The sequence below is a fragment of the Streptomyces sp. NPDC023527 genome (assembly GCF_055560115.1).
In genome coordinates, this window is record NZ_JBVHJJ010000012.1 from 187,498 (window position 1) to 209,229 (window position 21,732).

20 protein-coding genes are annotated in these 21,732 nt (G+C 70.9%); 13 read left to right on the forward strand and 7 right to left on the reverse strand.

What is annotated here, in order from left to right:
- The first annotated feature begins 34 nt into the window (after window positions 1-34).
- Window positions 35-631 (forward strand): TetR/AcrR family transcriptional regulator, encoded by a 597-nt coding sequence (locus ACZ303_RS23960; RefSeq protein ID WP_467342185.1) that lies wholly within the window; start codon window positions 35-37, stop codon window positions 629-631.
- A 127-nt stretch (window positions 632-758) separates the two neighbouring features.
- Here ACZ303_RS23960 and ACZ303_RS23965 read toward each other — a convergent pair whose 3' ends face one another.
- The gene (locus ACZ303_RS23965; protein WP_467342187.1) at window positions 759-1,418 is read right to left on the reverse strand and encodes an NADPH-dependent FMN reductase; all 660 of its coding nucleotides are present in this window, start codon (window positions 1,416-1,418) and stop codon (window positions 759-761) included.
- Between the two features lie 156 nt (window positions 1,419-1,574).
- Between ACZ303_RS23965 and ACZ303_RS23970 the strand changes: the two genes are divergently transcribed.
- Window positions 1,575-2,024: a 2-thiouracil desulfurase family protein gene (locus ACZ303_RS23970; RefSeq protein ID WP_467342189.1), complete on the forward strand. Its 450-nt coding sequence runs from the start codon at window positions 1,575-1,577 to the stop codon at window positions 2,022-2,024.
- Between the two features lie 36 nt (window positions 2,025-2,060).
- Here the strand turns inward: ACZ303_RS23970 and ACZ303_RS23975 are convergent, their stop codons facing one another.
- Window positions 2,061-3,308, reverse strand: a complete 1,248-nt coding sequence (locus ACZ303_RS23975) for an alpha/beta hydrolase family protein (protein WP_467342191.1) — start codon at window positions 3,306-3,308, stop codon at window positions 2,061-2,063.
- 361 nt (window positions 3,309-3,669) lie between these two features.
- Between ACZ303_RS23975 and ACZ303_RS23980 the strand changes: the two genes are divergently transcribed.
- The 5 genes from ACZ303_RS23980 (at window position 3,670) to ACZ303_RS24000 (ending at window position 8,698) form a co-directional block, all read left to right on the forward strand.
- Window positions 3,670-4,014 (forward strand): hypothetical protein, encoded by a 345-nt coding sequence (locus tag ACZ303_RS23980; protein WP_467342193.1) that lies wholly within the window; start codon window positions 3,670-3,672, stop codon window positions 4,012-4,014.
- Between the two features lie 577 nt (window positions 4,015-4,591).
- Complete coding sequence (locus ACZ303_RS23985) at window positions 4,592-5,548, forward strand: nitroreductase/quinone reductase family protein (protein WP_467342195.1); 957 nt, start codon at window positions 4,592-4,594, stop codon at window positions 5,546-5,548.
- A 334-nt stretch (window positions 5,549-5,882) separates the two neighbouring features.
- Entirely contained in the window at window positions 5,883-6,989 is a 1,107-nt protein-coding gene (locus ACZ303_RS23990) for an alpha/beta hydrolase (RefSeq protein ID WP_467342197.1), read from the forward strand.
- 226 nt (window positions 6,990-7,215) lie between these two features.
- Complete coding sequence (locus ACZ303_RS23995; protein WP_467342199.1) at window positions 7,216-8,391, forward strand: macrolide family glycosyltransferase; 1,176 nt, start codon at window positions 7,216-7,218, stop codon at window positions 8,389-8,391.
- 160 nt (window positions 8,392-8,551) lie between these two features.
- Window positions 8,552-8,698: a hypothetical protein gene (locus ACZ303_RS24000; RefSeq protein ID WP_467342200.1), complete on the forward strand. Its 147-nt coding sequence runs from the start codon at window positions 8,552-8,554 to the stop codon at window positions 8,696-8,698.
- Between the two features lie 162 nt (window positions 8,699-8,860).
- Here the strand turns inward: ACZ303_RS24000 and ACZ303_RS24005 are convergent, their stop codons facing one another.
- Window positions 8,861-10,531, reverse strand: a complete 1,671-nt coding sequence (locus ACZ303_RS24005) for a purine-cytosine permease family protein (protein ID WP_467342201.1) — start codon at window positions 10,529-10,531, stop codon at window positions 8,861-8,863.
- Window positions 10,532-11,141: 610 nt separating this feature from the next.
- On the opposite strand from ACZ303_RS24005, the gene ACZ303_RS24010 reads away from it, so the two are divergent.
- Together ACZ303_RS24010 and ACZ303_RS24015 are read left to right on the forward strand one after the other, a co-directional pair.
- Window positions 11,142-12,002 (forward strand): leishmanolysin-related zinc metalloendopeptidase, encoded by an 861-nt coding sequence (locus ACZ303_RS24010; RefSeq protein ID WP_467342203.1) that lies wholly within the window; start codon window positions 11,142-11,144, stop codon window positions 12,000-12,002.
- 13 nt (window positions 12,003-12,015) lie between these two features.
- The gene (locus ACZ303_RS24015; protein WP_467342205.1) at window positions 12,016-12,372 is read left to right on the forward strand and encodes a hypothetical protein; all 357 of its coding nucleotides are present in this window, start codon (window positions 12,016-12,018) and stop codon (window positions 12,370-12,372) included.
- 300 nt (window positions 12,373-12,672) lie between these two features.
- Here the strand turns inward: ACZ303_RS24015 and ACZ303_RS24020 are convergent, their stop codons facing one another.
- Together ACZ303_RS24020 and ACZ303_RS24025 are read right to left on the reverse strand one after the other, a co-directional pair.
- Window positions 12,673-13,176, reverse strand: coding sequence for a DUF8189 domain-containing protein (locus ACZ303_RS24020; protein ID WP_467342329.1), 504 nt, complete (start codon window positions 13,174-13,176; stop codon window positions 12,673-12,675).
- Complete coding sequence (locus tag ACZ303_RS24025) at window positions 13,125-14,447, reverse strand: cytochrome P450 (protein ID WP_467342207.1); 1,323 nt, start codon at window positions 14,445-14,447, stop codon at window positions 13,125-13,127. The genes ACZ303_RS24020 and ACZ303_RS24025 overlap by 52 nt, the downstream gene beginning before the upstream one ends.
- Before the next feature lie 418 nt (window positions 14,448-14,865).
- On the opposite strand from ACZ303_RS24025, the gene ACZ303_RS24030 reads away from it, so the two are divergent.
- Window positions 14,866-17,448, forward strand: coding sequence for a SpoIIE family protein phosphatase (locus tag ACZ303_RS24030; protein ID WP_467342209.1), 2,583 nt, complete (start codon window positions 14,866-14,868; stop codon window positions 17,446-17,448).
- Between the two features lie 124 nt (window positions 17,449-17,572).
- Here the strand turns inward: ACZ303_RS24030 and ACZ303_RS24035 are convergent, their stop codons facing one another.
- Entirely contained in the window at window positions 17,573-18,334 is a 762-nt protein-coding gene (locus ACZ303_RS24035) for a MerR family transcriptional regulator (protein ID WP_467342210.1), read from the reverse strand.
- Between the two features lie 244 nt (window positions 18,335-18,578).
- Here ACZ303_RS24035 and ACZ303_RS24040 point away from each other — a divergent pair, with 244 nt between their 5' ends.
- The 3 genes from ACZ303_RS24040 (at window position 18,579) to ACZ303_RS24050 (ending at window position 20,223) form a co-directional block, all read left to right on the forward strand.
- Window positions 18,579-19,379, forward strand: coding sequence for a 3-keto-5-aminohexanoate cleavage protein (locus ACZ303_RS24040; RefSeq protein WP_467342212.1), 801 nt, complete (start codon window positions 18,579-18,581; stop codon window positions 19,377-19,379).
- 92 nt (window positions 19,380-19,471) lie between these two features.
- A complete protein-coding gene (locus tag ACZ303_RS24045) occupies window positions 19,472-19,921 on the forward strand; it encodes a winged helix-turn-helix transcriptional regulator (protein WP_467342214.1) in 450 nt (149 codons plus the stop codon).
- A 68-nt stretch (window positions 19,922-19,989) separates the two neighbouring features.
- A complete protein-coding gene (locus tag ACZ303_RS24050) occupies window positions 19,990-20,223 on the forward strand; it encodes a hypothetical protein (RefSeq protein ID WP_467342216.1) in 234 nt (77 codons plus the stop codon).
- 9 nt (window positions 20,224-20,232) lie between these two features.
- Here the strand turns inward: ACZ303_RS24050 and ACZ303_RS24055 are convergent, their stop codons facing one another.
- The gene (locus tag ACZ303_RS24055) at window positions 20,233-21,732 is read right to left on the reverse strand and encodes a hydrogenase large subunit (RefSeq protein ID WP_467342218.1); all 1,500 of its coding nucleotides are present in this window, start codon (window positions 21,730-21,732) and stop codon (window positions 20,233-20,235) included.

The following is a 21,732-nucleotide window of genomic DNA, read 5'->3' on the forward strand; positions in this document are numbered from 1 at the left end:
TGCATAACAAGCGTTCGGTACGTAAGCTAGCAGCATGCCGCCCGCACCCGGAGACCGTGAAGCCCGCCGCAAGGACGTATCCGAGGCGGTGTGGCACGTACTCGCCGACAGGGGGTTCGGCGGGCTGACCCTGCGTACCGTCGCCACTGCGATGGGGGTCTCGACCGGGATGCTCATGCACTACTTCCCGACCAAACGGGCCCTGATCACACACGCCTTGGACCTGCTGGAGAAGCGCACCGCGGAGAGGCCCCGCCGCGCGCGTCCCGCCGCGGGCCTCGCCACCGTGCGCGCCATGCTCCTGGACATCCTGCCGCTGACCCCGGGCGACACCGCCCGCAACCGCATCTGGGTCAGCTCGTGGGACCTCTCCCTCGCCGACGACGGGCTGACCACGGAACAGGCCGACCGCTACACCCGGCTGCGCTCGACGATCCGCCCGCACCTCGAAGCCGCACGTGACCTTGGCGAGCTCCCCGCGGCCGCCGACCCGGACCAACTTGCCGCCACTGCCGTCGCCTTCACCCACGGACTCGTCGTCCAGGCCCTCTTCGACCCCGGCCGATTCCCCCAGGACGTACAGATCACCATGCTCGACGACTTCCTCGCCTCGCTTGCGCGGTTCGCCTAGGAGGATCTCGTGCAGACGTGGCCGGACTCCGGCCCCGGTCCAGTCCCGCAGCCGTCACCCCGCTGCGGCCGATGCGATCGGCTGGCGCATCGGCCCAGCTCACCCCTTTGCACAGCACGTAAGTCCGCTAGTCCTCCGCCCGCTGGGTGACGGGCGCCTCGGTGCGGTCGCCGGGGAACTCGTACCACCGGCGCCGCAGGCACACATACCGCACGTCCGCTTCGACGAGGCGGAGGAAGGCCATGACGGTCTCGGCGAGGCGCTCCTGGAGGCCGGGGTCGGTGAGCAGACCGTCCTCGGTGAAGCCCTCGTGGGCCTTGGCCAGGCTGAACATGTCCGGGTAGACGCGGGTGCCGAGGTGTTCCAGGGGGACCCTCAGCGCCCATAGCCCGCGGTTGCCGCCGACCAGGGACGGGGAGGCGGAGACGAGCAGGGCGTGCTTGGTCTTGAACGGCTGCGGCTGGACGCGGGAGACCCAGTCGATCGCGTTCTTCAGGACCCCGGGCATCGAGGCGTTGTACTCGGGGGACGAGATCACGAAGGCGTCGCACCGTTCGAGCCGGTCACGTAGCGCGAGAGCGCCGTCGGGCAACCCTTGCGCGGTCTCCACGTCGCCGTCGTACGGGGGCATGTCGAAGTCGCGCATCGCGGCGAGATCGGCGGTGGCGCCCGTGTCGGCGACCAGGCGGGCCACGAGGGAGGCGAGGCGGGCGTTGGTGGAGTCGGCCCGCAGCGCGGCGCCGAAGACGAGCACGCGCAGGGGGCCGGGGTGGGCGTCCGTGGGCATGGTCCGTTTTCCTTCCGGCGTGCCGATTCGCCCGCCAGGGCGCTATGCGGACCAGTGTGGTCCGCATAGGTCCGCCGCGCGATAGGGGAAGGGCCGGCGGGGCGGGCGGGACGGGCGGCCCCTGGGGCCGCGGGCGCGCCCGGCTAGCCTGGTGACATGGAAGCGATCCTGGTCAGCGCGTGTCTGCGCGGGGTGCCATGCCGGTTCGACGGGCGTCACAAGGCGTCGTCGGAGATCGAGGAGGCCGTGGCCGGCCGCGACGTCGTGTCCTTCTGCCCGGAGGTCGCGGGCGGCCTCGCGACACCGCGGCGGCCCGCTGAGCTGGTGGGCGGCGACGGTCACGACGTGCTCGACGGGACGGCGCGGGTCGTCGAGGACACCGGGCGCGACGTGACGGCGGAGTTCGTGGACGGAGCACGGCGCGCGCTCGCGGCGGCGCGGCACGGGGGCTGTACGGAGGCCCTGTTGATGCCGCGCAGCCCGTCGTGCGGGCGGGGCACGGTCCACGACGGGTCGTTCGCCGGGAATCTGGTGGCGGGCGACGGGGTGACGGCGGCGCTGTTCGAGCGGAACGGGATCGCGGTGCGGCCCGCGCCCGGCGTGTGAGCGCCGCGCACGCGGGCCGGGCCCCGGCCGGGCGTGCTAGTCGATGAACGACACCCCCGGGTAGGCGGCCGAAGGGCCGTCGAAGAGGCCGTGGTCCGGCCGGTGCCTGAGGTGCAGGTCGAAGAACGCGGTCACGTAAGCGCGTTGGGCCCGCAGGGAAAGAGCGGGGTCGATGGTGCCGACGAGCCCGGCCAGCTTGTCGGCGGGCATTTTCCCGGCGGCCGCGAGCGGTGGCAGCTGGGCCTGGAGGTCGGTGTAGGCGTAGTGGGCGGCGGAGGTCATCTGGAGGTTCCGGCGCCAGCCGCGCAGGTGCCGCCAGAGCGACGCGAGCACTTCGTCCCGGTGATTGCCGAGCACACTGTTCATCAGCAGGAGCGGCCGGTCGAGGCCGTCCTCGACGACGGAGCCCACCGCGTCCGGCCCGCTGCCGACCGCTCCGTCGAGATCGGCGGCGGCGAGGACGCGCGGGTCGTCGTGCATCACCTGGGCGGCGGTGGCGCCCCCGATCGAGTGCCCGAACATGCCGACCGCGGACAGGTCGACGCATCCGGCGAGGCCGGGCGGCAGCGGCCGACAGGCGACGTCCGGGTTGTGTCCGCGGTTGAGCGTTTCCAACCGGTCGAGTACGAACCGGATGTCGGCCACCCGTACGTCCACCAGCGTGCGCAGCGCGGCGTTCTCCGTCGCGTCCTGCACGGCCACGACCCGGCCGCCCGGGAACTCCACGGCGATCGTCTCGTGGGTGTGGTCCACGGCCACCACCAGGTGGCCCCGGCTTGCCAGTTCCTCCGCCAGGACGGTACCGAACCCGCGCGGCACGTTCCTGCCCGGCGAGTAGAGGACGACCGGGAGACCGCCGCGCTTCCGCGTCACCGGAGCGCCGGTGACGGCGTGCGTCCGGGTGGCGGCCCAGTCCGCGCCCCCGGGCGTGACCGAGAAATCCTCCTTGGTCTGCACGATCTTCTGCCACTCGGCCGCCACCCCCGGCGGTAGCTGAGGGGCCGGCTGCCGCCCGGGCACCTGCCGGGCGGGATACCAGAGCGTGACCATCAACTCCCGTGCGGTCCGGGCCGGGAGCCACGGGTCGGTGCGCGCCGCGTCCATCAGATGCAGTGTCGCCGTGCCGACCGGGTACGGTCCGGTGGGCGCCGGCAGCGTCATGGTCACGGGCCGGGCGCCGCCGCGGGGCGTGGCCCGGGCGAGCGTCGCGCCCGCCACCGGGGCGAGCAGCGCGAGTCCGACAGCGCCGGCGAAATGCCTGCGGCGGAGGTTCATTGGCTTCATGCCCCCGACGCTAGGATCCGGACCCGCCGGGCGCCTCCTCCCCCGGGCGCGACCGCCTCCGCCGAAAGGTGGAAGGGTCCCGGGACTTGAGGATCATCCCGCGCCTTCGGCGGGGTGCCGCGCCGTGGTGCCGACCCGCCACGATCCGTACGGCGCGACAGCGGTCATGAATCCATGAACGCCCCCCGTCATCGGACCAACCAGTCGCTGTTGATCGTTTGTTGATCATATATTGATCCATTTCGGGCAGGCTTCCTCGTGCAACAACATGTGGAACCATTCATCGAACATGAGGGGCACCATAGTTATGCGATTCGTTCGAATTGGGCTTGCCGCGGCGGTTACCGTCGGAGCCGTCGCCGTGGCCGTCGCTCCCGCCTCGGCCGCCACCGGCACCACTCACGCCCACACCGCGATCAGCGCGAAGGCGATGGCCAACCCGAACACGGTCAAGGCGGCGGCGTTCAACCAGGCGCGCAGCATCCTCGCAGGCGCCGGAAGCCAGTCGGCGGCGAAGACGCACCCCGCCCACGGAAAGTCGGACGTACCTGTCGGCTACGGGACCAGCCTGCTGAGCGAGGCGCGGGACGAGTTCCGGCACCAGGACCGCAACCTGCCGGCCGACAAGAAGAGGTCGGACATGTCGCACACCCACTACGACGCGATCCACAAGGCCGCCGGTGTCATGGGCATCACCCAGTGGTGACAGCTTGACGGTCCCGGCCGACGTCGACCGGGTTGCCGCCGAGAGCCTGACGATTCGTCAATAGGCACACGGGCAGGTTCGATCCGACACGCCGGCTGGTGGTACGCAGAGGGCCTCGCCCCCCATTCCGGGGAGCGAGGCCCTCCGCCGTGCGGCGGTGCGGTGCACCGCAGGTAAGTGATCTTCATTGTTGACAGACGACCGCCTGGTGCAGGTAAATAGAGGCGGTGTCGCGTGACGCCGACCAAAGAGCAGTGGGCCGGTCGGCGATCGGGCGAACACCCTTCACCCAAGGGGTCCGCCATGAGTTCATACTCCGCGCCCTGTGCATGACGTAGCGCTCCCGCACGTCACCTTTCGCCTCTCCCCGGCACCACCGTGTGTGCCGTGTGACGTCCCGCGCGCCATGCCCTGACGGCTTCCGCATCGCAGCGAGCCCTGCGTTCACGCCGTCCGTCCGCGGCCCGCGCCCGGCGAAAGCCGTGCGGTCGCTCCGCCCTGCGCGCATCGCCATCGGCCAGTACCCAGTACCGCAGTCACTGCGGATTCACCGCATCTTCCGGAGACACAAAACCGTATGCCCACGTCTTTCCAGCAATCGGTCATCGAGGAGTTCCGCGCCAACGGAGGGAAGGTCGGCGGCCCCTTCGAAGGCGGGGACCTGCTCCTGCTGACCACCACCGGCGCGAAGTCGGGGATCGAGCGGACCACTCCTCTCGGCTATGTCCGTCACGGGGATTCACTCCTGGTCGTCGGTTCCAACCTCGGTGCCCCACGGCACCCCGACTGGTACCACAACCTGCTCGCCCACCCGGTCGTCCAGGTGGAGATCGGCACCCGTGCCTTCCAGGCGCTCGCGGTCCCCACCGAGGGAGCACGGCGCCAGGAACTGTTCGAACATGTCGTGCGGGTGGCGCCCGGATACGGCGACTACCAGGCCCGTACCACCCGCCTCCTGCCCGTCGTGGTGCTGGAACGCGCCGAGCCCGACGGCTGGACAGTCCCCCGCGAGGTCAACACCCTCGCCGACAAGCTCATGGAGGTCCACACCTGGCTGCGCGACCAGTTGCGTCAGGTGAAGGCGGAGGTCGACACCCACTTCGCCGTACGGGCGGCCCACCAGGGCCCCGGTGAACCGCCGGCTCCGAGCCTCGGCCTGCAGATCCGGCAGCGCTGCCTGGCGTTCTGCCAGTCCCTGGAGTTCCACCACACCAGCGAGAACGCGCACCTGTTCCCCGGAATCGCCCGCCACCACCCCCACTTGACCGAGGTCTTCGACCGGCTCCGGGACGAACACCGCACGGTCGCGCGCATCCAGGGCGAGCTGGTGACCCTGCTGGCCGGCATCGGCATCGCCGACCCCCAGCGCTTCCGCACCGAGCTCCATGAGATGTCGAAGGAGCTGAACGCGCACCTCGACTACGAGGAGGAGTCGATCCTCCCCCTCCTGGCCGAAGTGCCGTGGCCGCCGGTCCCCGCTCCGCCCGCGAACGCGGCGGAGGACAGCGAGGACGGCCCCGTCCGGAAGGGGTAGGCGGAAGCCCGTGACGGCCCGGAAAGCCGGGCCGTCACGGCCGCCGGAGGACCTGGCAGGGTTCTCCCGCCTGTTCCAGGGCCTCCGGACGCCCCTCTCACGCGAATGGCCGCACCGGCCGCACACGGAAGAACGCCTCGGCGGCCGTACGGCAGGCCGCCGGCGCCGGGCACTGATGCCACCGCTGATCTGGCGCGACCCGCAGGAAGGTTCCACACTTAACACCAAAACGCATCAACAGGATCATTCGGGAACCTTTGGCCTCAGTTTGCTCATCAGCAAGGACGGAACCGACCGTCCTGTCCCTCGGGGCAGCACCGGCTGGAGCGACACGATGACGAACCCACCCACCCGGACCTATCGGTCCCGGGGCCACCGCCGGGCATCCCGCGCCAGGCGGTGGCTCGTCGCGGTGGCGTCCATAGCCGCGCTCGGACTGATCGCCTGGCCGGTGATGAGCCACTACGAGATACCGCCGTTCACCGACAAGGGCGATCCCGTCAGCTACGACCGGGCCGGCGGTCCGAACGGGGGGAATGCCGCCAACCCCAGGACCTTGATGCCCACGGGACCGAAGGCGGAGTTCACGAACGTCAACACCCTGAGCGACGGCACGCAGATCAGCGTCGTCACCCTGCACGGCGAGAAGTCCGGGTACGAGGGCAAGGTCTGGGTCTGGGCGCCCAAGGAGTACACCGACGAGGAGAAGTTCGCCGAGAGCGGCTTCCCCGTCCTGATCGCCCTGCCGGGCGGCCCGGGTTACGACAGCAACTACTGGATAGGCAGGTTCAAGGCCGGTGCCCAGGGGATGGTCTCGCTCCAGGAGAGCGTCTCCACGTGGTACCACGAGGGCGCGGGCAAGCCGTTCCTCCTGGCCATGCCGGTGCTCAATCCCGGGCCCGACGACAAGGGGATCTACTGGGACGGCAGCGACATCCCCGGCCAGCCCAGGATGGGCACCTGGCTGACCGAGGACGTCCCGGACCTGATGAGGGCCAACTTCCGCACCCTCAAGTCCCGTGACGGCTGGGGGTTCATGGGCTCCTCCACCGGAGGCTTCGCGAGCCTGAAGTCCGTACTGAAGCACCCGGACAGGTTCAAGGCCGCCGTCGCCAACGGCCCGGACATCGTCCCCGACTCCCCCTTGTGGAAAGGCCACGAGAAGGAGAAGCGGGAGAACAACCCCGAGGTTCTGGCCAAGCAGCTGGCGGCCGCCAAGGGGCCGGACGTGTACCTCGCGTTCCAGGTCGGCACGAAGGAGAACGCCGCGACCATGGCCGGCGTCAAGGAGTTCATCCACACCTACGGCAAGGGACCGGTCCACACCGAACTCTGGGAGATACCCGGCGGCAGGCACAACGGTGCCACGTACCTCTCGAACATGCGCGAACCGCTGAAGTGGATCAGCGACCGGATGGAGGGGCCCACGCCGGCTCCCTGATCGGGTCCCGCTCATCGAAAATCGCCGTGCCCGAAAGCCCGGACGCGGGTTAGAGTCCCGGGCATGTACTTCCATCAGATCTACGGCTGACACGGGAGGGGGCAACGCCCCCGTTTCCCTCCGGCACTCCATGCGCACCGCTCCGGCAGGACCCTCCTCTCGGAGTGATCGGCGCACCGGCTTTTCCGTGTCCCTTTCGCCGTAGACCTGAAATGAGTGATCTTCCATGTCCCGTCGCCGTGCCCACATCGCGATGGTCGGCATCCCCGCCGTCAGCCACGTCCTGCCGAGCCTCGAGGTCATCCGCGAACTGGTGGCCCGGGGCCATCGGGTGACCTACGCCAACGATCCGGCGGTGGCCGACCTGATCGCGACCACCGGTGCCGAGTTCGTCCCCTGCGCCTCCGGGCTGCCGGTCGCCGACAACGACTGGCCCGAGGATCCCATCGCCGCGATGGACCTCTTCCTCGACGACGCCGTTCGGGCCCTCCCGCAGTTGCGTGCCGCCTATGACCACGACCGCGCGGACCTCTACCTGTACGACATCGGCGCCTACGCCGCGCGCGCCCTCGCCGAAACGCAGAACCGCCCCGTCATACAGCTGTCCCCCACGTTCGTGGCCTGGAAGAGCTACGAGCAGGACGTCGCGGTGCACCTGTGGCGGCTGCCGGGCGCCGACGCGTACCGGGCGAAGTTCGCACGGTGGCTCACCGAGTGCGGGGCGGCCACCACCGACGTGGATTCCTTCTCCGGCCGCCCTGCGCGAGCCCTGGCCCTGATCCCCCGAGCGATGCAGCCGCACGCCGACCAGGTCGACACCGATGCGGTGACGTTCGTCGGGCCCTGTCCCGGCCCGCGAGGGGACGAGGGAACCTGGGCACGTCCCGCCGATGCCGAGCACGTCCTACTGATCTCTCTGGGCTCGGCGTACACACGCCGGCCGGAGTTCTACCGCCAGTGCCTGGCCGCCTACGGCAACCTCCCCGGCTGGCACGTCGTACTCCAGATCGGCAAGCACACCGACCCGCGGGAACTCGGCGACATCCCGCCCAACGTCGAAGTGCGCCCCTGGGTGCCCCAGCCGGCGATTCTGGAACAGGCCGACGCCTTTGTCACCCATGCGGGGATGGGCAGCAGCGGCGAAGGGCTGTTCAACGGCGTTCCGATGATGGTCGTCCCGCAGGCCGCCGAACAGTTCATCAACGCCGACCGGCTCGTGGAACTGGGCGTCGCCCGCCGCATCGACACCCCCGACGCGACCGCCGAGGCCCTGCGGGCCGCCCTGAAGGAACTGGTCGCCGACGCGGAGGTCGCCCACCGCTCGGCGCTGCTCCGTTCCGCCGCGCGAGCCGAGGGCGGCACGACACGGGCCGCCGATCTCATCGAGGACATGCTGGGCTGATCAACATCCTGTTGTACGGGAGCGCACGCCCGGTGCTGCTGGGCCCAAAGTTGCCGTTGCCGTCGTCCGGCATCCGCAGGAGCTTGAGAGGGCCGCGCTTCCGTACACACGGGTGCCGACGACGGGTCGGTGCCGTTCGTAGGGAACGGTACTGGGTGAATTGACACATCACAGCGGCGGCGGCCTGGACTGGCCGCCATGGGGCGGCCAGGCCCCGCTTCTCCGGCTCGAGGAGCTGACCCAATGGCTGGTCGTGCGTGGTGTGGTCGAACCGCGCCTGGACGCCGACCCGCTCAGTCCGATCTGAGCGACTCCCCCGGGCGGGGACAGGGCGGCCACGCCGCTCGATGGAGGCGTACCCCCCTCCATGACGTGCAGGGCGGTGCGAGCGACCCGCGTACCGCGGGCGCGCTCGTGCGCCTCGATCTCGGGGCCGGCGTAGGCGGGGCGGGCGGCTGTCCACGGCGTTTCATCCGGCGGGCGCCGCCGGGAGCACATGGTCGCCGACCTTGTCGGTGCTCAGGCACAGGGAGCAGACGACAGCTCCGTGCGTCAGGCAGGCCGCCACGTCCGGACGTTCCAATTCCTGTCGGCATACGTGGCATCGGTGCAGGGTGGCGCTCGGGTTGCCGTCCTCGTCGAGCAGTGGCTCGTCGATACCGTCCGTAGCACGGCGCAGGTAGTAGCGCCCCTTGGTCAGTACGGCCATCAGCGGCGTGAGGACAAAGGCGATCACGGCGGCCGCGACCGGCGAGTACGGCTGGAGAATGTCGCCCCACGCGTGGAAGTACATGGCGATCGACATGCCGGAGGCGACGACGAAGGCGACCGTGCCCACCGGGTTGACCGCGTACAGCATGCCGCGGCGGAACTCGGGTGCCTGGGGCGAGAGCTTCAGCAGATATTTGTTGACGATGATGTCCGTCGCCACGGTGACGACCCAGGCGATCGCGCAGTTGGAGTAGAAGCTCAGAACGCGGTTGAGGAAGCTGAACATGTCGGCCTCCATCAGCGTCAGCGCGAAGGCCAGGTTGAGCAGGACGAACACCATGCGGCCGGGGTACCGCCGGGTCAGCCGGGTGAAGGAGTTGGTCCACGCGAGGGAGCCGGAGTACGCGTTCGTCACGTTGATCTTGATCTGGCTGATCACGACCAGGGCCACCGCCAGTGGGATCACCAGCCATGACGGCATCATCGCGTCGAAGGCCGCCTTGAACTGCTGAATCGGTTCCGCGGCGGCCGTCGGGCCGACGGTGGCGAGCACGTACACCGCCAGGAAGACCCCGATCGCCTGCTTCAGCGCGCCGAGGACGACCCAGCCGGGGCCGGCCATCACGACGGCCGTCCACCAGGCGCGACGGTTCTCCGCCGTCTTCGGGGGCATGAAGCGCAGGTAGTCGATCTGTTCGCCGATCTGCGCGATCAGCGACAGGCACACACCGGAGCCCAGCAGGACCGAGGCGGTGTTCACTCCCCCGTGGCCGCCGGTGCCGGCGTAGGACAGCCAGCGGTCCACCGTGTCCGGTTCGGTGACCAGCAGGTAGAGCAGCGGCCCCACCATCAGCAGCAACCACAAGGGCGTGGTCCACACCTGGAGTTTGGTGAGCGCCTTCATCCCGTAGACGACCAGCGGGATCACCATGAACGTGGAGAGCAGGTAGCCCAGCCACAGCGGCAGGCCCAGGCCCAGCTTCAGCCCTTGCGCCATGATCGCGCCTTCGAGGGCGAAGAAGATGAAGGTGAAACTGGCGAAGATGACGCTGGTGAGCACCGAACCGTAATAGCCGAAGCCGGAGCCCCGGGTGATCAGGTCCAGGTCGATGTTGTAGCGCGCCCCGTAGTAGGCGAGCGGGAAGCCGGTGACGAAGATGACGACGGCGGCGACGAGGATCGCGGTCAGCGCGTTCCCGGTGCCGTGCGTGAGGCCGATCCCGGCGCCGATGGAGAAATCGGCCATGTAGGCGATCCCGCCCATCGCGGTGGTCCCCACGACCAGCGGCGTCCAGCGGCGGTAACTGCGCGGGGCGAAGCGGAGGGTGTAGTCCTCCAGGGTCTCCTCGGCCGCGTGGTCGGGGGCGGCCCCCGCACGCGGAGCGTGTCGACGGCTGTCGTTCTCCATCAGCCGTGGCTCGGTACTCATGGTGCCTCCCGGGCGCGGTGTCACCGCAAGGGCTTCGCGGATGCCCGGAAGGCTAGGGAGGCTGTGTTTCCGGCTCGCCCCTCGTTCATGAAGGGAGTGTTTCGCGCCGCCGGTCCGATCAGGTCTGCGCGCACGCGGTGCAGTCGAGCCGGAATGGCCGCGCCCCTTGCTGGACGACTCGTCGGCGGCCGTGGTGCGCGAGGTAACCCTGGCGCTCGCACACGCGGTGCAGCTCCCCGCACCGCACGGCCACGTGATGGCCGATTCCCCCGTCGGGGCGGGGGCGGCGACCACCCCGACTCCGGCCTCTTCTGGGTTGATACGTGGGCGAGGGAGCGTAGCGTAGTAAGTACTGGGCGGCGACCCGACCGTTGCTCGGGCAGCATCGAAGGCCGCCGTGTCAGCGGACAACACAGCGTAGAGCCGATGCGCGCGATGTGCCGGGGCCTGTCGAAGCCTGCTCGGGACCTGTTGAGAGCTTGCCCTCGCTGCATGAGGCACACATAGCCGATCTCCATGGACAACTCCCCGCACGGCCCCTGCTTCCGCAGGGCGTCTCCTGTTGGTGCTCCGGTGCGGCCGCGGAGGCCCTTCGTGGAGGAGGGAGATCATGGCTGAATACGAGACCTACTGTGCGAGAGCCGACGAGGCGCGTGCCCGCGAACTCGCCTCGACCACATCCCCGTACACGATCGAGGTGGAATTCCTCGGCGGTCTGAACGAGGCCCAGAAGGCCGCGTTCGCCACCGCGGCGGACCGCTGGGCCAAGGTCATCGTGGGAGATCTGCCGGACGTGAACGTCAACGGCAGGATCATCGACGACCTGTTGATCCGGGCCCAGGGCGCGACCATCGACGGACCGGGAACCATCCTGGGGCAGGCGGGACCGGGGCTGCTCAGACCGGCCAACGGCCCCGGGGAGTTCCTTCCCGCGACGGGCATCATGTCCTTCGACAAGGACGACCTGGCCAGCATGCAGGCCAAGGGGACACTGGTGGATGTGATCACCCACGAGATGGGGCACGTCGTCGGCCTCGTCACCGCACCCGCGTTGAAGAAGGGGCTGGTCCAGGGCGTCGGCGGCGACAATCCCGTCTTCCGTGGTCAGCAGGCCCAGGAGGAATACCGGAAGCTGAGGGGCGCGGACCAGCTCAAGCCGGTACCGGTGGAGAACGAGGGGCAGCCGGGCACGCGCGACGCGCACTGGAGGGAGAAGGTGTTCGCCAACGAGCTGATGACCGGGTTCGTCAAGGAAGCGCCCAATCCGCTGAGTCGTATGACGGTGGGGGGCCTGAAGGACCTCGGCTACGTGGTGGACCTGGAGGCCGCCGACGACTACAGCCTGCCCAGCCTCCTGGCGCTCGCCGAGGAGGGCCAGCTGCGGACGCACATCGCCCCCATCGACGTCGGCATCGTGCTGCCCACCATTCCGACCGTGCTGCCCTCGGACAGCCTGGTCACCGCCGCATGAGGGAAGCTCACCGATGAGCCGTGAGCGGAAGCGTCACGCGAAGAACGGGCGCGGGGCCGCGCCGGAGGAGGGAGAACCGTACGTGGTCCTGCGGCCGGACGTCACCGTCCTGGGCGCCGAGGCGCTCGTTCCCCGTGACAATGTCGTACGGCCCGCACCCAACCGGTTCGGCCACGTCCTCGAACAGGACCAGCCGTACTGGTTCGACCGGACCGAGCCGCATCCGCAACCCGACGGGACCCTGGCCGCGGGGACGCCCGTGGTCGTCCTCCGGGAGGAGGGCGAGCGGTGCCGGGTGGTCACCGGAAGCGGCCTGTACGTCTCCGTCGACCGGGCGAGCGTGGGGAGACCGCCTCAGGACGGCGGGTGAACGGGTGATGCAGGCGACGGCGGGGCACGTAATTCCCCCGCCGCGACGGCGGCGAGGGCCGGCCGGTCCTGTACGCGGACTCCGAAGGCGGTGCGGCTCTGGTAGCGACCGGCCTGTTCTGGTAGCGACGGGCCTGCTTTCGTCACGACCGACCTGCTCTGGTCGCGACCGGCCTGACAGAGCTTCTCCAGCTCCTGCTGGTCGCGCGAAGGCCCCGGCCCAGCGGCAGGCGACCACGCGTGGTCCGGGCTGCCCGGAAGGCAGCCCGGCGCGGTGCACGGTCCGGTGGATGACGAGCCGTCAGCCCCGGAGGATGCCGTCGAACTGGGCCCAGTTCGACCAGGGCCCGCCGATGGCGCTCTGCCAGCGGTGGTAGACCCAGCCGCCGCTGTTCACCCCGAACAGCTCGACACGCCCGTCCGCGTTGGTCTCCGCGGCCACCTGGGTCAGACCACCGTCCATCTGCGCCCATCCGGCCCAGCCGTTGCCCCCGCCGATCCGGGTCTGGGCGCGGTGATAGATGTTCCCGGCGCTGTTCGTCCCGAAGATCTCCAGGCGCCCGTCGGCGTTACGGGCGGCAGCGATCGACGAAAGGTTCCCGTCGAACTGCTCCCACCCGGACCATCCGGCCCCGGGCGACGTCTGCCAGCGGTGGTAGATGTTCCCCGCCCCGTTGACGCCGAACAGCTCCACGCGCCCGTCCGCGTTCGTCTCGGACGCCACGGCGCGCAGGGCCCCGTCGATCCTGAGACCTACCCCTCGATCCGCGGGCTCACGATCATCCGGATGTCGTCGGCCGCCCAGAGCACGAACCTCTCGATCGGGGTCACCTCGTGTCCCGGCGCGGGCCGGAACCGGAAGCGCTTGAGCAGTACGGCCAGGACCAGCTCGGCCTCGGCCATGGCCAGGCCGGCGCCCTCGCAGCCGCGCGGCCCGATCCCGAAGGGGACGTACGCCAGCCGCGGCCGCCCGGCTTCCTCTCCCGGGGCGAACCGCTCGGGCATGAACTTCTCCGGCTCGGGCCAGTAGTCGGGGTTCATATGGACGGCCCAGAACGGATAGAAGATCGTCGTCCCGGCCGGGATCTCGTAGCCGCCCACGGTGATGGCCTCGGTGGTCTCCCGCGCCCCGTACGGGCCGGGCGGGTACAGCCGCATCGATTCCTTGAGGACCATTTCGAGAAACGTGAGGCGCCGTAGGTCGGCGTACTCGGGTGCCGTACGGCCACCGAGTACGCGGTCCAGCTCGTCGGTGACGCGTTCTGCCACCTCGGGGTGGCGCCCCAGCAGATGCAGCGTCCACGAGACGGCCACTCCGGTCGTGTGGTGGGCGGCCAGCATCGTCATCATGACGGTGTCACGGATCCGCGCGGGCCGTTCGCCGGCCTCGATGAGCGCCCCGATGAGATCGCTCCGGTCCGTGCGGCTGCCGGGTCGGTGCGCCGCGACCACCTGGTCGACCGTCGCACGCAGGAAGGCGAGGGCCTCCTCCGCCCGCCGGCCATGTTCGTCCCGCGTGCCCGGCGCCGGCACTCGGTGGAGCCGTCCCAGGTATTCGGTCAGCACTTCCTCGAACGCGGTGACGACCCTGTCCGGGTTTGTGACGCCGCCGCCCAGTGCGTACTCGCAGATCATCCGCAGGGACAGCGTGGTGAGATCCTTCTGCAGCTCGACGGGCCCGCGGTCGGCCTGCTCTGCCCAGCGGTCGGCGAGCGCTGTCGCCAGCGTGGTGAACTGCGAGAAGTGCCGCTCGTGGGAAGGCCGCCCGGCCAGCACCGACAGCATCAGCCGCCGCCACGGCGTGTGTTCGCCGGCCGGTAGCACCTGCAGGTTGCCCGCCTCGCACAGCGGGTCCAGGAACTGGAACAGCCGCTCCGGCCGCTTGTCGATGCCGGCCGTGGCCTCCAGCAGCACGGGGTCGGCGACTGACACGGCCGTCCCCGCACCCGGAAGCTGGAAGCGCACGACGGGCCCGTACTCGGCGTGCAGCCGCAACTGGTAGTGGTGGAGTCCACCCGCTGCCGCGACAGCGCCGATCCCGCCGTCCTCCCGGGGCTCGGGGCCGGGAATGCTCATGACCGCTCCTCCTCGCTGACAGCCCGACACGCAGGGCGACAAACACCGTCTCCTTGTGCACAACGACGACCGGGCGCCGTAAATGCCGGGGCTCGTCACCCACCACGGCCCCGCTCTTGCCCGGGGTGTGCGAGGAGCCTCGCGTCCGGCGGTGGCAGGAGGCCGGTGCCGTTACTGATGCGTGTTCCCCCCGGTCTTCCGGCCGTCGGCTGACGTGCCGACAGCAGCGTCCGACAGGACCGGGGAAGGGACCGATATGGTCAGGTTCGCGGGTGGGAGTGACGACACATCAGTTCGTACGCTTCGTGTCCGATCCGCCACTGTTCCCGCGAGCCGGGCGCGGCTTCCTCCGCCCGGTCGGCTACCGGCGCCCGCACACACGGCCCCTGCGGCTGCCGCCTGTGACATCCTCAGGGGCGTGACGAGCGAACCTGTCAAGGACGAGGAGTCCGGCGTCGCACCCGACGTCGTCGCGCTGGCCAAGGTCGTGGCAGCGTTACGCGCCGAAAACGAGCGCCTCCACCACCAGGCGTCCACCACGGCCGTATTGGAGCGCGCCAAAGGCCTTCTGATGGCACGGTCGGGGTGCTCGGCCGCGGAAGCGCACGAGGAGCTGACGCGGCGGGCGCAGGCCGACGGCCGCACGCTGACCGAGGAGTGCTGGATCGCCCTCGGTGACATCCCGCGGGCGGCCCAACCGCCCTTCCTCCCCGTCCAGGGCGTCACGGACGTTCCCCGTGTCCCGGACCAGGGTTCCCCGGGGCCGTCCCGATCGACGCGCCACGTCCCGGCCCCCGACGCCGGCCGGGCCGGGCGGGTGCTGGAATCCGGCACGGAGCCACGCACGCCCTCCCGCACCGAACTCCTCGGCGACCTCAGCAGGGTGCTCACCGGTGCCACCTGCCCGCAGGATGTCGCGGAACTGCTGCTGGACCACCTGGCCGGGCCCCCGGTCCGGGCCGACGCCGTCCTCCTCTTCTCCCGCACCGCGCACGATGCCCTGGAGCTCGCCGGGCACGCCGGCATCGGGGCCGCGGTCGCCGCCCAGTGGCGGTCCGTGCCGCCCGTCGGCGGCATCGCCGCCCTGGACACCGTCCGCCGCGGCGAAGCCGTATGGCTGGAGAACCCGGCACAGGACGCACAGCGCTACCACCTGATCGGGCAGCCGCCGCAGAAGTGGCGCACCCGCGCCTGGCTCCCGGTCACCACGGGCGGCAGGGTCACCGCGGCCCTCGGTGTCCTGCGCACGGTGGACGCCCCCTTCGGCGAGGACATGCGCGAGCTGCTGCGGTCCGTGGCCCGGCTGTGCGCCGGGAGCCTCCGCGCAGGGGACGTGCGCCCGGGGCCGCTCCGGCTGAGCGGACGGCCCGGGCCGTCCAGGTGGTCCGGGAGGTCCGAGGCCCCGGAGGCGCCCGGATGGTGCGCGCCGGCCGGGCAGCTCGCGCAGCCGGGCTGCCCGGGAGGCCCCGAAGCCGGCACGGCCGCCCTCGTCCAGGCCGTCTTCGACGTCCTCCCGGGCCCCGCCATCCTCCTCACCCCCCTGCGGTCACCGGCGGGTGACGTCGAGGACTTCCGCATCGACGCCGCCGCGCCGCAATCCGTCGACGTCGCCGGCCGGCGCGGCCGCCGGCTGGTCGGGCTGCGGGTCCTGGAGTGCTACCCCACCGTGGCCGGCGCCGACGTCTGGCAGGGCTACCTGCGGACACTCACCACGGGGGCGCCGTACGAGGGCGGGCCCTTCACCTACGAGGAGGTCGTCGCCGGTCTGCGGCGGTGCTCCACCTACTCCGTCCGTGCGGTGAAACTCGGTGACGCCCTCGTGGTCACCTGGACGGGCCACGACGACGTCGCCCGGCAGCAGGCCCTCCTCGCCGACCTGCAGCGGCTCGGCAACCTCGGCTGGACGGACTGGAACCTCGTCACGGGCGCCATCACCTGGTCACCCCAGGTCCACGCCGTGCTCGACCGCGACCCGGAATCGGACCCGCTGCCCCTCGACGCCTTCCCCGGGGACGTCCTGCCCGAGGACGCCCCGGACTTCACCCGCGCACTCCAGAAGCTCCTGGGTGCGGGCACCCCCGTCGACCGCCAGGTCCGGATCACGACGCGGGGTGGTGTCCGGCACCTGCGGGTCGTCGCCGAGGCGGTGCCGGACGCCCACGGCGCCCCCGTCGAAGTGCACGGTTTCGTCCAGGACGTCACAGCGCAGCGCACCGCCGAACTGGCCCTGACGGAGACCCGGCAGGCCGTCCTGGCCCAGCGCAACATCCTGCAGGCGGAACGGACGGTCGCCGCCCGCCTGCAGCACGCCCTTCTGCCACTGCCCGGGCAGTCGCTGAACCTGGGCGATCTGCGCGTCGACGTCGCCTACCTCCCCTCCCACGACGATCTCAACGTGGGCGGTGACTGGTACAGCGCCCTCGAAATGCCCGGCGGCGGCATACTCTTCGCGGTCGGCGACGTGGCCGGACACGGCATCGACGCGGTGGCCACGATGGCCCAGCTGCGGTTCACGGCCAAGGGCATGGTCGTCACCGGCTCCTCGCTCACCGGTGCGCTGCACCGGCTCAACACCCTGCTCCTGCACACCCGCGACCACCATGCCACCGCCACCCTCGTGCTCGGCCGCTACGATCCCGCCGACCGCTGCCTGACCTGGGTCCAGGCGGGTCATCCACCGCCCCTGCTCGTGCGCGACGGGAAGGCGGAGTTCCTCCCCCCGCCCGAGGGCATACTGCTCGGTGCCACGCTGGGGCCCTCCTTCGGCGAGGCCGTGTGCCGGATCGCACCCGGCGACCACCTGCTGCTGTACACCGACGGCCTGGTCGAACGCCCCAGGGAACACTTGGACGAGGGGCTCGACCGCCTCGCCCGCGCCGCCGAGACCGAACTGTCCGCCGATGGCCCCGGCTCGCTCGACACCCTGCTGTCCCGTCTCCTCCCGGACGAACAGCGCGACGACGTGTGCCTCCTGGACATCCATCTGCCCGCGTCCACTTGACAAGCGATCTTCGCGAGGGTCCGAAGACGAATCCGAAGGGAGGATCAATGAATTGAACCGGAGCCGCGCTCGCGGAGCACGGTCCGTGCGCAGCGGTACCTCTATCAACGGTGTGAGCCGTCGGTCAGCTCAACCGGGCGTCGGCGTAGACGACCATCGCGTCGCGCTGGTAGACGGCCAGCCCGTCGGCGATCTTGTCGTAGTTCGCACGGAACCGGGGGTCGTCGACGTAGGTTTGGCCCAGTCCCTTGTACGCGGCCGCGGTCGGGGTCCAGAAGCGGCACACGCCCTGGTAGTGGACGTCCACCTCGGCCTGCACCACGGGATCGGCGACCGGTGTGCCGGCCACCATGAACTCCGCGAAGCGGATCATCTGGGCCGTCACCTCCCGCTGCCACTGCTCCGAGTCCTCGGCGGTCATCGTTTCCCTGGCCTGCCGGGACTCCTCCCACGCCTCCGGCCACTGCTCGCGCACCTCGGCCTCGGCCGGGGCCGGCTCGAATCCCTCGAACAGGTTCTCCGGCCTGTTGATCTTCGCCATGGCGTTGTCGTCCTTGTCCTCTTCCAGTTCGGCGATGGTGCGGCCGACCGTGCGGGCGAGCGTGTCCAGCCGGTCCCGTTCCGCCAGCAGCCGTTGGTGGTGCTCGCGGAGCACGGCCACCCGATCGACCTGGCTGTCCAGGACCGCCTGGATCTCGCGCAGTCCGAGGTCCAGCTCCCGCATCAGCAGGATCTGCTGCAACCGCAGCAGATCGGCCTCCTCGTAGTGGCGGTGCCCGTTGCTCCCGATCCAGGCCGGCGGCAGCAGGCCGATCTCGTCGTAGTGCCGCAGCGTCCGGGACGTCACCCCGGACATCCGGGACACATCCGCGATCGACCAAGCCATTTGCCCTGCCTCCCATCGCCGGGCCGGTCTCTCCGGCCCCGCACAAGACGGTAGAAGTTGACGCTACGGAAACCACAAGCCGGAACCGGCGTCCGGACCGTGGAACCACTGCTGCGACGTGCCCGATGGATCGAACCACGGGCCTCATCGAATGCCCCTGGGGTTCCGTTGCCGCCAGGCGGCTCGACGCCTCCGCACCGCCTCGTCGGCGTCGATGTCAGACCCACCTGCCACCATGATCCTTATGTTGCAGGTATGCCTGAACGGCTCCCGAAACCGGGGCGATTGCCCGGTCCTCCCCGTCACGGCCGCCGAGCTCGCCGAAGCGGCGCGGGCCGCGGTCGCCGCCGGTGCGGACGACATCCATCTGCACCCCAAGACGCCCGACGGTGCCGACACCCTGGACCCGGCCGTCGTCGCCGACGTGCTCACGGCCGTACGGGCGGCCGTGCCCGGCATACCGGTCGGCGTCACCACGGGCGCCTGGACGGTACCGGACGCCCGGCGGCGGGCCGAGCTGGTGCGCGCCTGGACCGTGCTTCCCGACCACGCCTCGGTCAACTGGCACGAGAGCGGCGCGGACCTGGTCGCCCGCGCCCTGTGGGAGAAGGGCATCGGCATCGAGGCCGGTCTGTATTCCGGCACCGACGCCGTGGACCGGTTCCGTGCCTCGCCGTTCGCGGGCCGGGTGCTGCGCGTCCTCGCCGAGGTCGTCGACACCGAGCCGCTCACCGCGCTCGGCACGGCGACGGCCCTCCTGCGCTCGCTCGGTCCGGGCCTCAAGGTGCCCGTCCTGCTGCACGGCGAGGACGGCGGGGCCTGGCCCGTGCTGCGCAGGGCGGCCGCGCTCGGGCTCGCGCGGCGCGTCGGGCTGGAGGACGTCACGCACACGCCCGACGGCCGCCCCGCCGCGGACAACGCCGCCCTCGTACGGGCGGCGCGGGCCGTTCCCGAGGGGCGCGGGCGTCACCTGGGCGCGGTCGGCGCGGCCCGGGCGACGGCGTGGATCAGGCCGCCGGCCAGACACCTCGCGTACAACGTCTAGGAGCCGGCCACGACCGGATTGGGTTGGAACTGTGGATTCACCTTGTACGTATGGGTTGGGGAAGCAAATCCGACTGCTTTACGATGGGGGGCATGACGACATCGCGCCCCTGTTCGATCGCCGACGCGCTCGGCGTGGTCGGCGAGAAGTACTCCCTGCTGGTGCTGCGCGAGGTCTTCTTCGGCGTCCGGCGCTTCGACGCGATCGCCCGCAACACCGGCGCGCCGCGCGACATCCTCGCCTCCCGGCTGCGCCGCCTGGTCGAGGCGGGCGTGCTGGAGAAGGTGCCCTACAACGAGCGCCCCGCCCGTTTCGAGTACTGCCCGACCCCCGCCGGGTACGACCTGCGGCCGGTTCTCCTCATGCTGATGCGCTGGGGCGACCGGCACCTCACGGATGTGCCGCCGACCGTCTTCGAGCACTCCTGCGGCTCCGACCTCGACCCCGCCGTCATCTGCCGGTGCTGTGGCGAAGAGGTCCACAGCGATGACATCGCCCCCCGCTTCCAGGTTCCCGGCTGGACCGTCGAAGGCGCCGCCTGACCAGCGCTCGACGCGCCGGCCTCCCCTAGACTTGGGGCATTTCGAGCGCCAGCGATCCGGGGGCCGTCGTGAACGTGTTCGCCGAGGCGATGCGGCAGCGGGTCCGCGACGCGCGGGACGCCCTCGCGGCGGCGCGCGCGGCCGGGGACGTCTATGGGGCCGCCGTGGCGGCGGACGAACTGGACGACGCCCTGCGGATGGCCCGCCGGCATGGCATCGACCCTGACGAGACGCCACCGGGCGTTACAGCGGACCATGACGATACGGCGGACGACATGGCCCCCGACGCCGGTCCGTCATAGGCCGGTCCGTCACAGGTCGTTGCCCGCGTACGAGAGATTGAAGCTCTTGTTCGTCAGCGGGAAGTCCGGCACGATCGTGTCGGCCAGCGCCACCGGCAGGGCCGGCCAGTTGAAGAAGGACGGGTCGGCGACCTTCACCCGGCCCAGAGTCCGGTCGGCGCCCAGTTCGACGCGCGTGGTGATCGTGCCGCGCCACCCCTCCACGATGCCGACGCCCGCGCCCGGCGGGTGGCCCCGCCGCAGGTCCACGCCCCGGTGGCCGGGTGTGAGGCCGTCGGCCAGCCGCCGGGCCAGGGAGAGCGACGCGTCGGTCTCCTCGGCGCGCACGAGGAACCGGGCCAGGACGTCCCCGGTGTGGTGGACGGGCACGGTGAGGGCGTCGCCGTGGTCGTAGAAGGGGTGCCGGACCCGGGCGTCGGCGGACAGCCCGCTGGCGCGGGCGACGTAGCCGAGGCAGCCCAGGTCGCGGGCGGCGGGCGTGTCGAGCCGTGCGGTGCCGGTGAAGCGGTCGCGGACGGTGGTGTGGCCGAGGGCGAGCGTGACGATGTCGCGGATCTCCCGGCCGAGGGCGTCGAGCCGGGCCTCGCCCGGGACTTCCCGCAGGATCGCCCCGCCCGGGATGACGCCGCCGCGCAGCAACCGGTGCCCGGTGACCTCGTCGTTCAGCCGCAGGAGCTGTTCGCGTACGTGCTGGGCCCGGGCGTTGAGGATGCCGTGGCCGACGTCGTTGCACAGGGCACCGAGGTCGGCCACGTGGTTGTGGAGGCGTTCGAGTTCGAGGAGCAGGGCGCGGGCGCGGCAGGCGTCCTCGGGCACATGGGTGCCGGTGGCCTCCTCGACCGCCAGGCAGTAGGCGAGGGTGTGGCCGACGGTGGTGTCGCCGCTGACGCGCTCCGCCAGCGGCAGGCCGCGCTCGGGGGTGCGTCCCTCGAAGAGCTTCTCGACGCCCTTGTGGACGAACCACAGGCGGGCCTTGAGCTTGATGATCGTCTCGCCGACGACGGAGAACCGGAAGTGGCCCGGCTCGATGAGCCCGGCGTGGACCGGGCCGACGGGGATCTCGTACACCCCCTCCCCCTCGACCTCCAGGAAGGGGTACGGGCCCTCGGGCTCGGCGAAGGGCGGCGGCGGGCCGGCGTCCGGGTGCATCGGGTACCAGCCGCGGGGCCAGTGGAAGTGGCGGACGAGGCGGTGCGGCAGCGGATGGCTCAGGGGCACGATGCCGTGCAGGTCACGCATCTCGCGTTCGAACCGGCCGGCGGGAAAGGAGAGGTGCGCGAGGGTGGGCAGTTCGGGGGCCTTGGGGTCGAGACGTACGTGCAGTTCGGTGCGGGTGTCGGGCGGGCCGGAGAGGAAGAGGTAGACCACGCGCACCGAGCGGCCGCCCGGTGCGCCCGCTCCGTCGTGGTGCGCGGCGACCAGTGCGAGGCGGTGGCCGTCGACGAGCAGGTCCGCGGCCTTTTCGGGGAGTTCGTCGGGGCCGATGTCGGTGACGGTGCGGATGTGCAT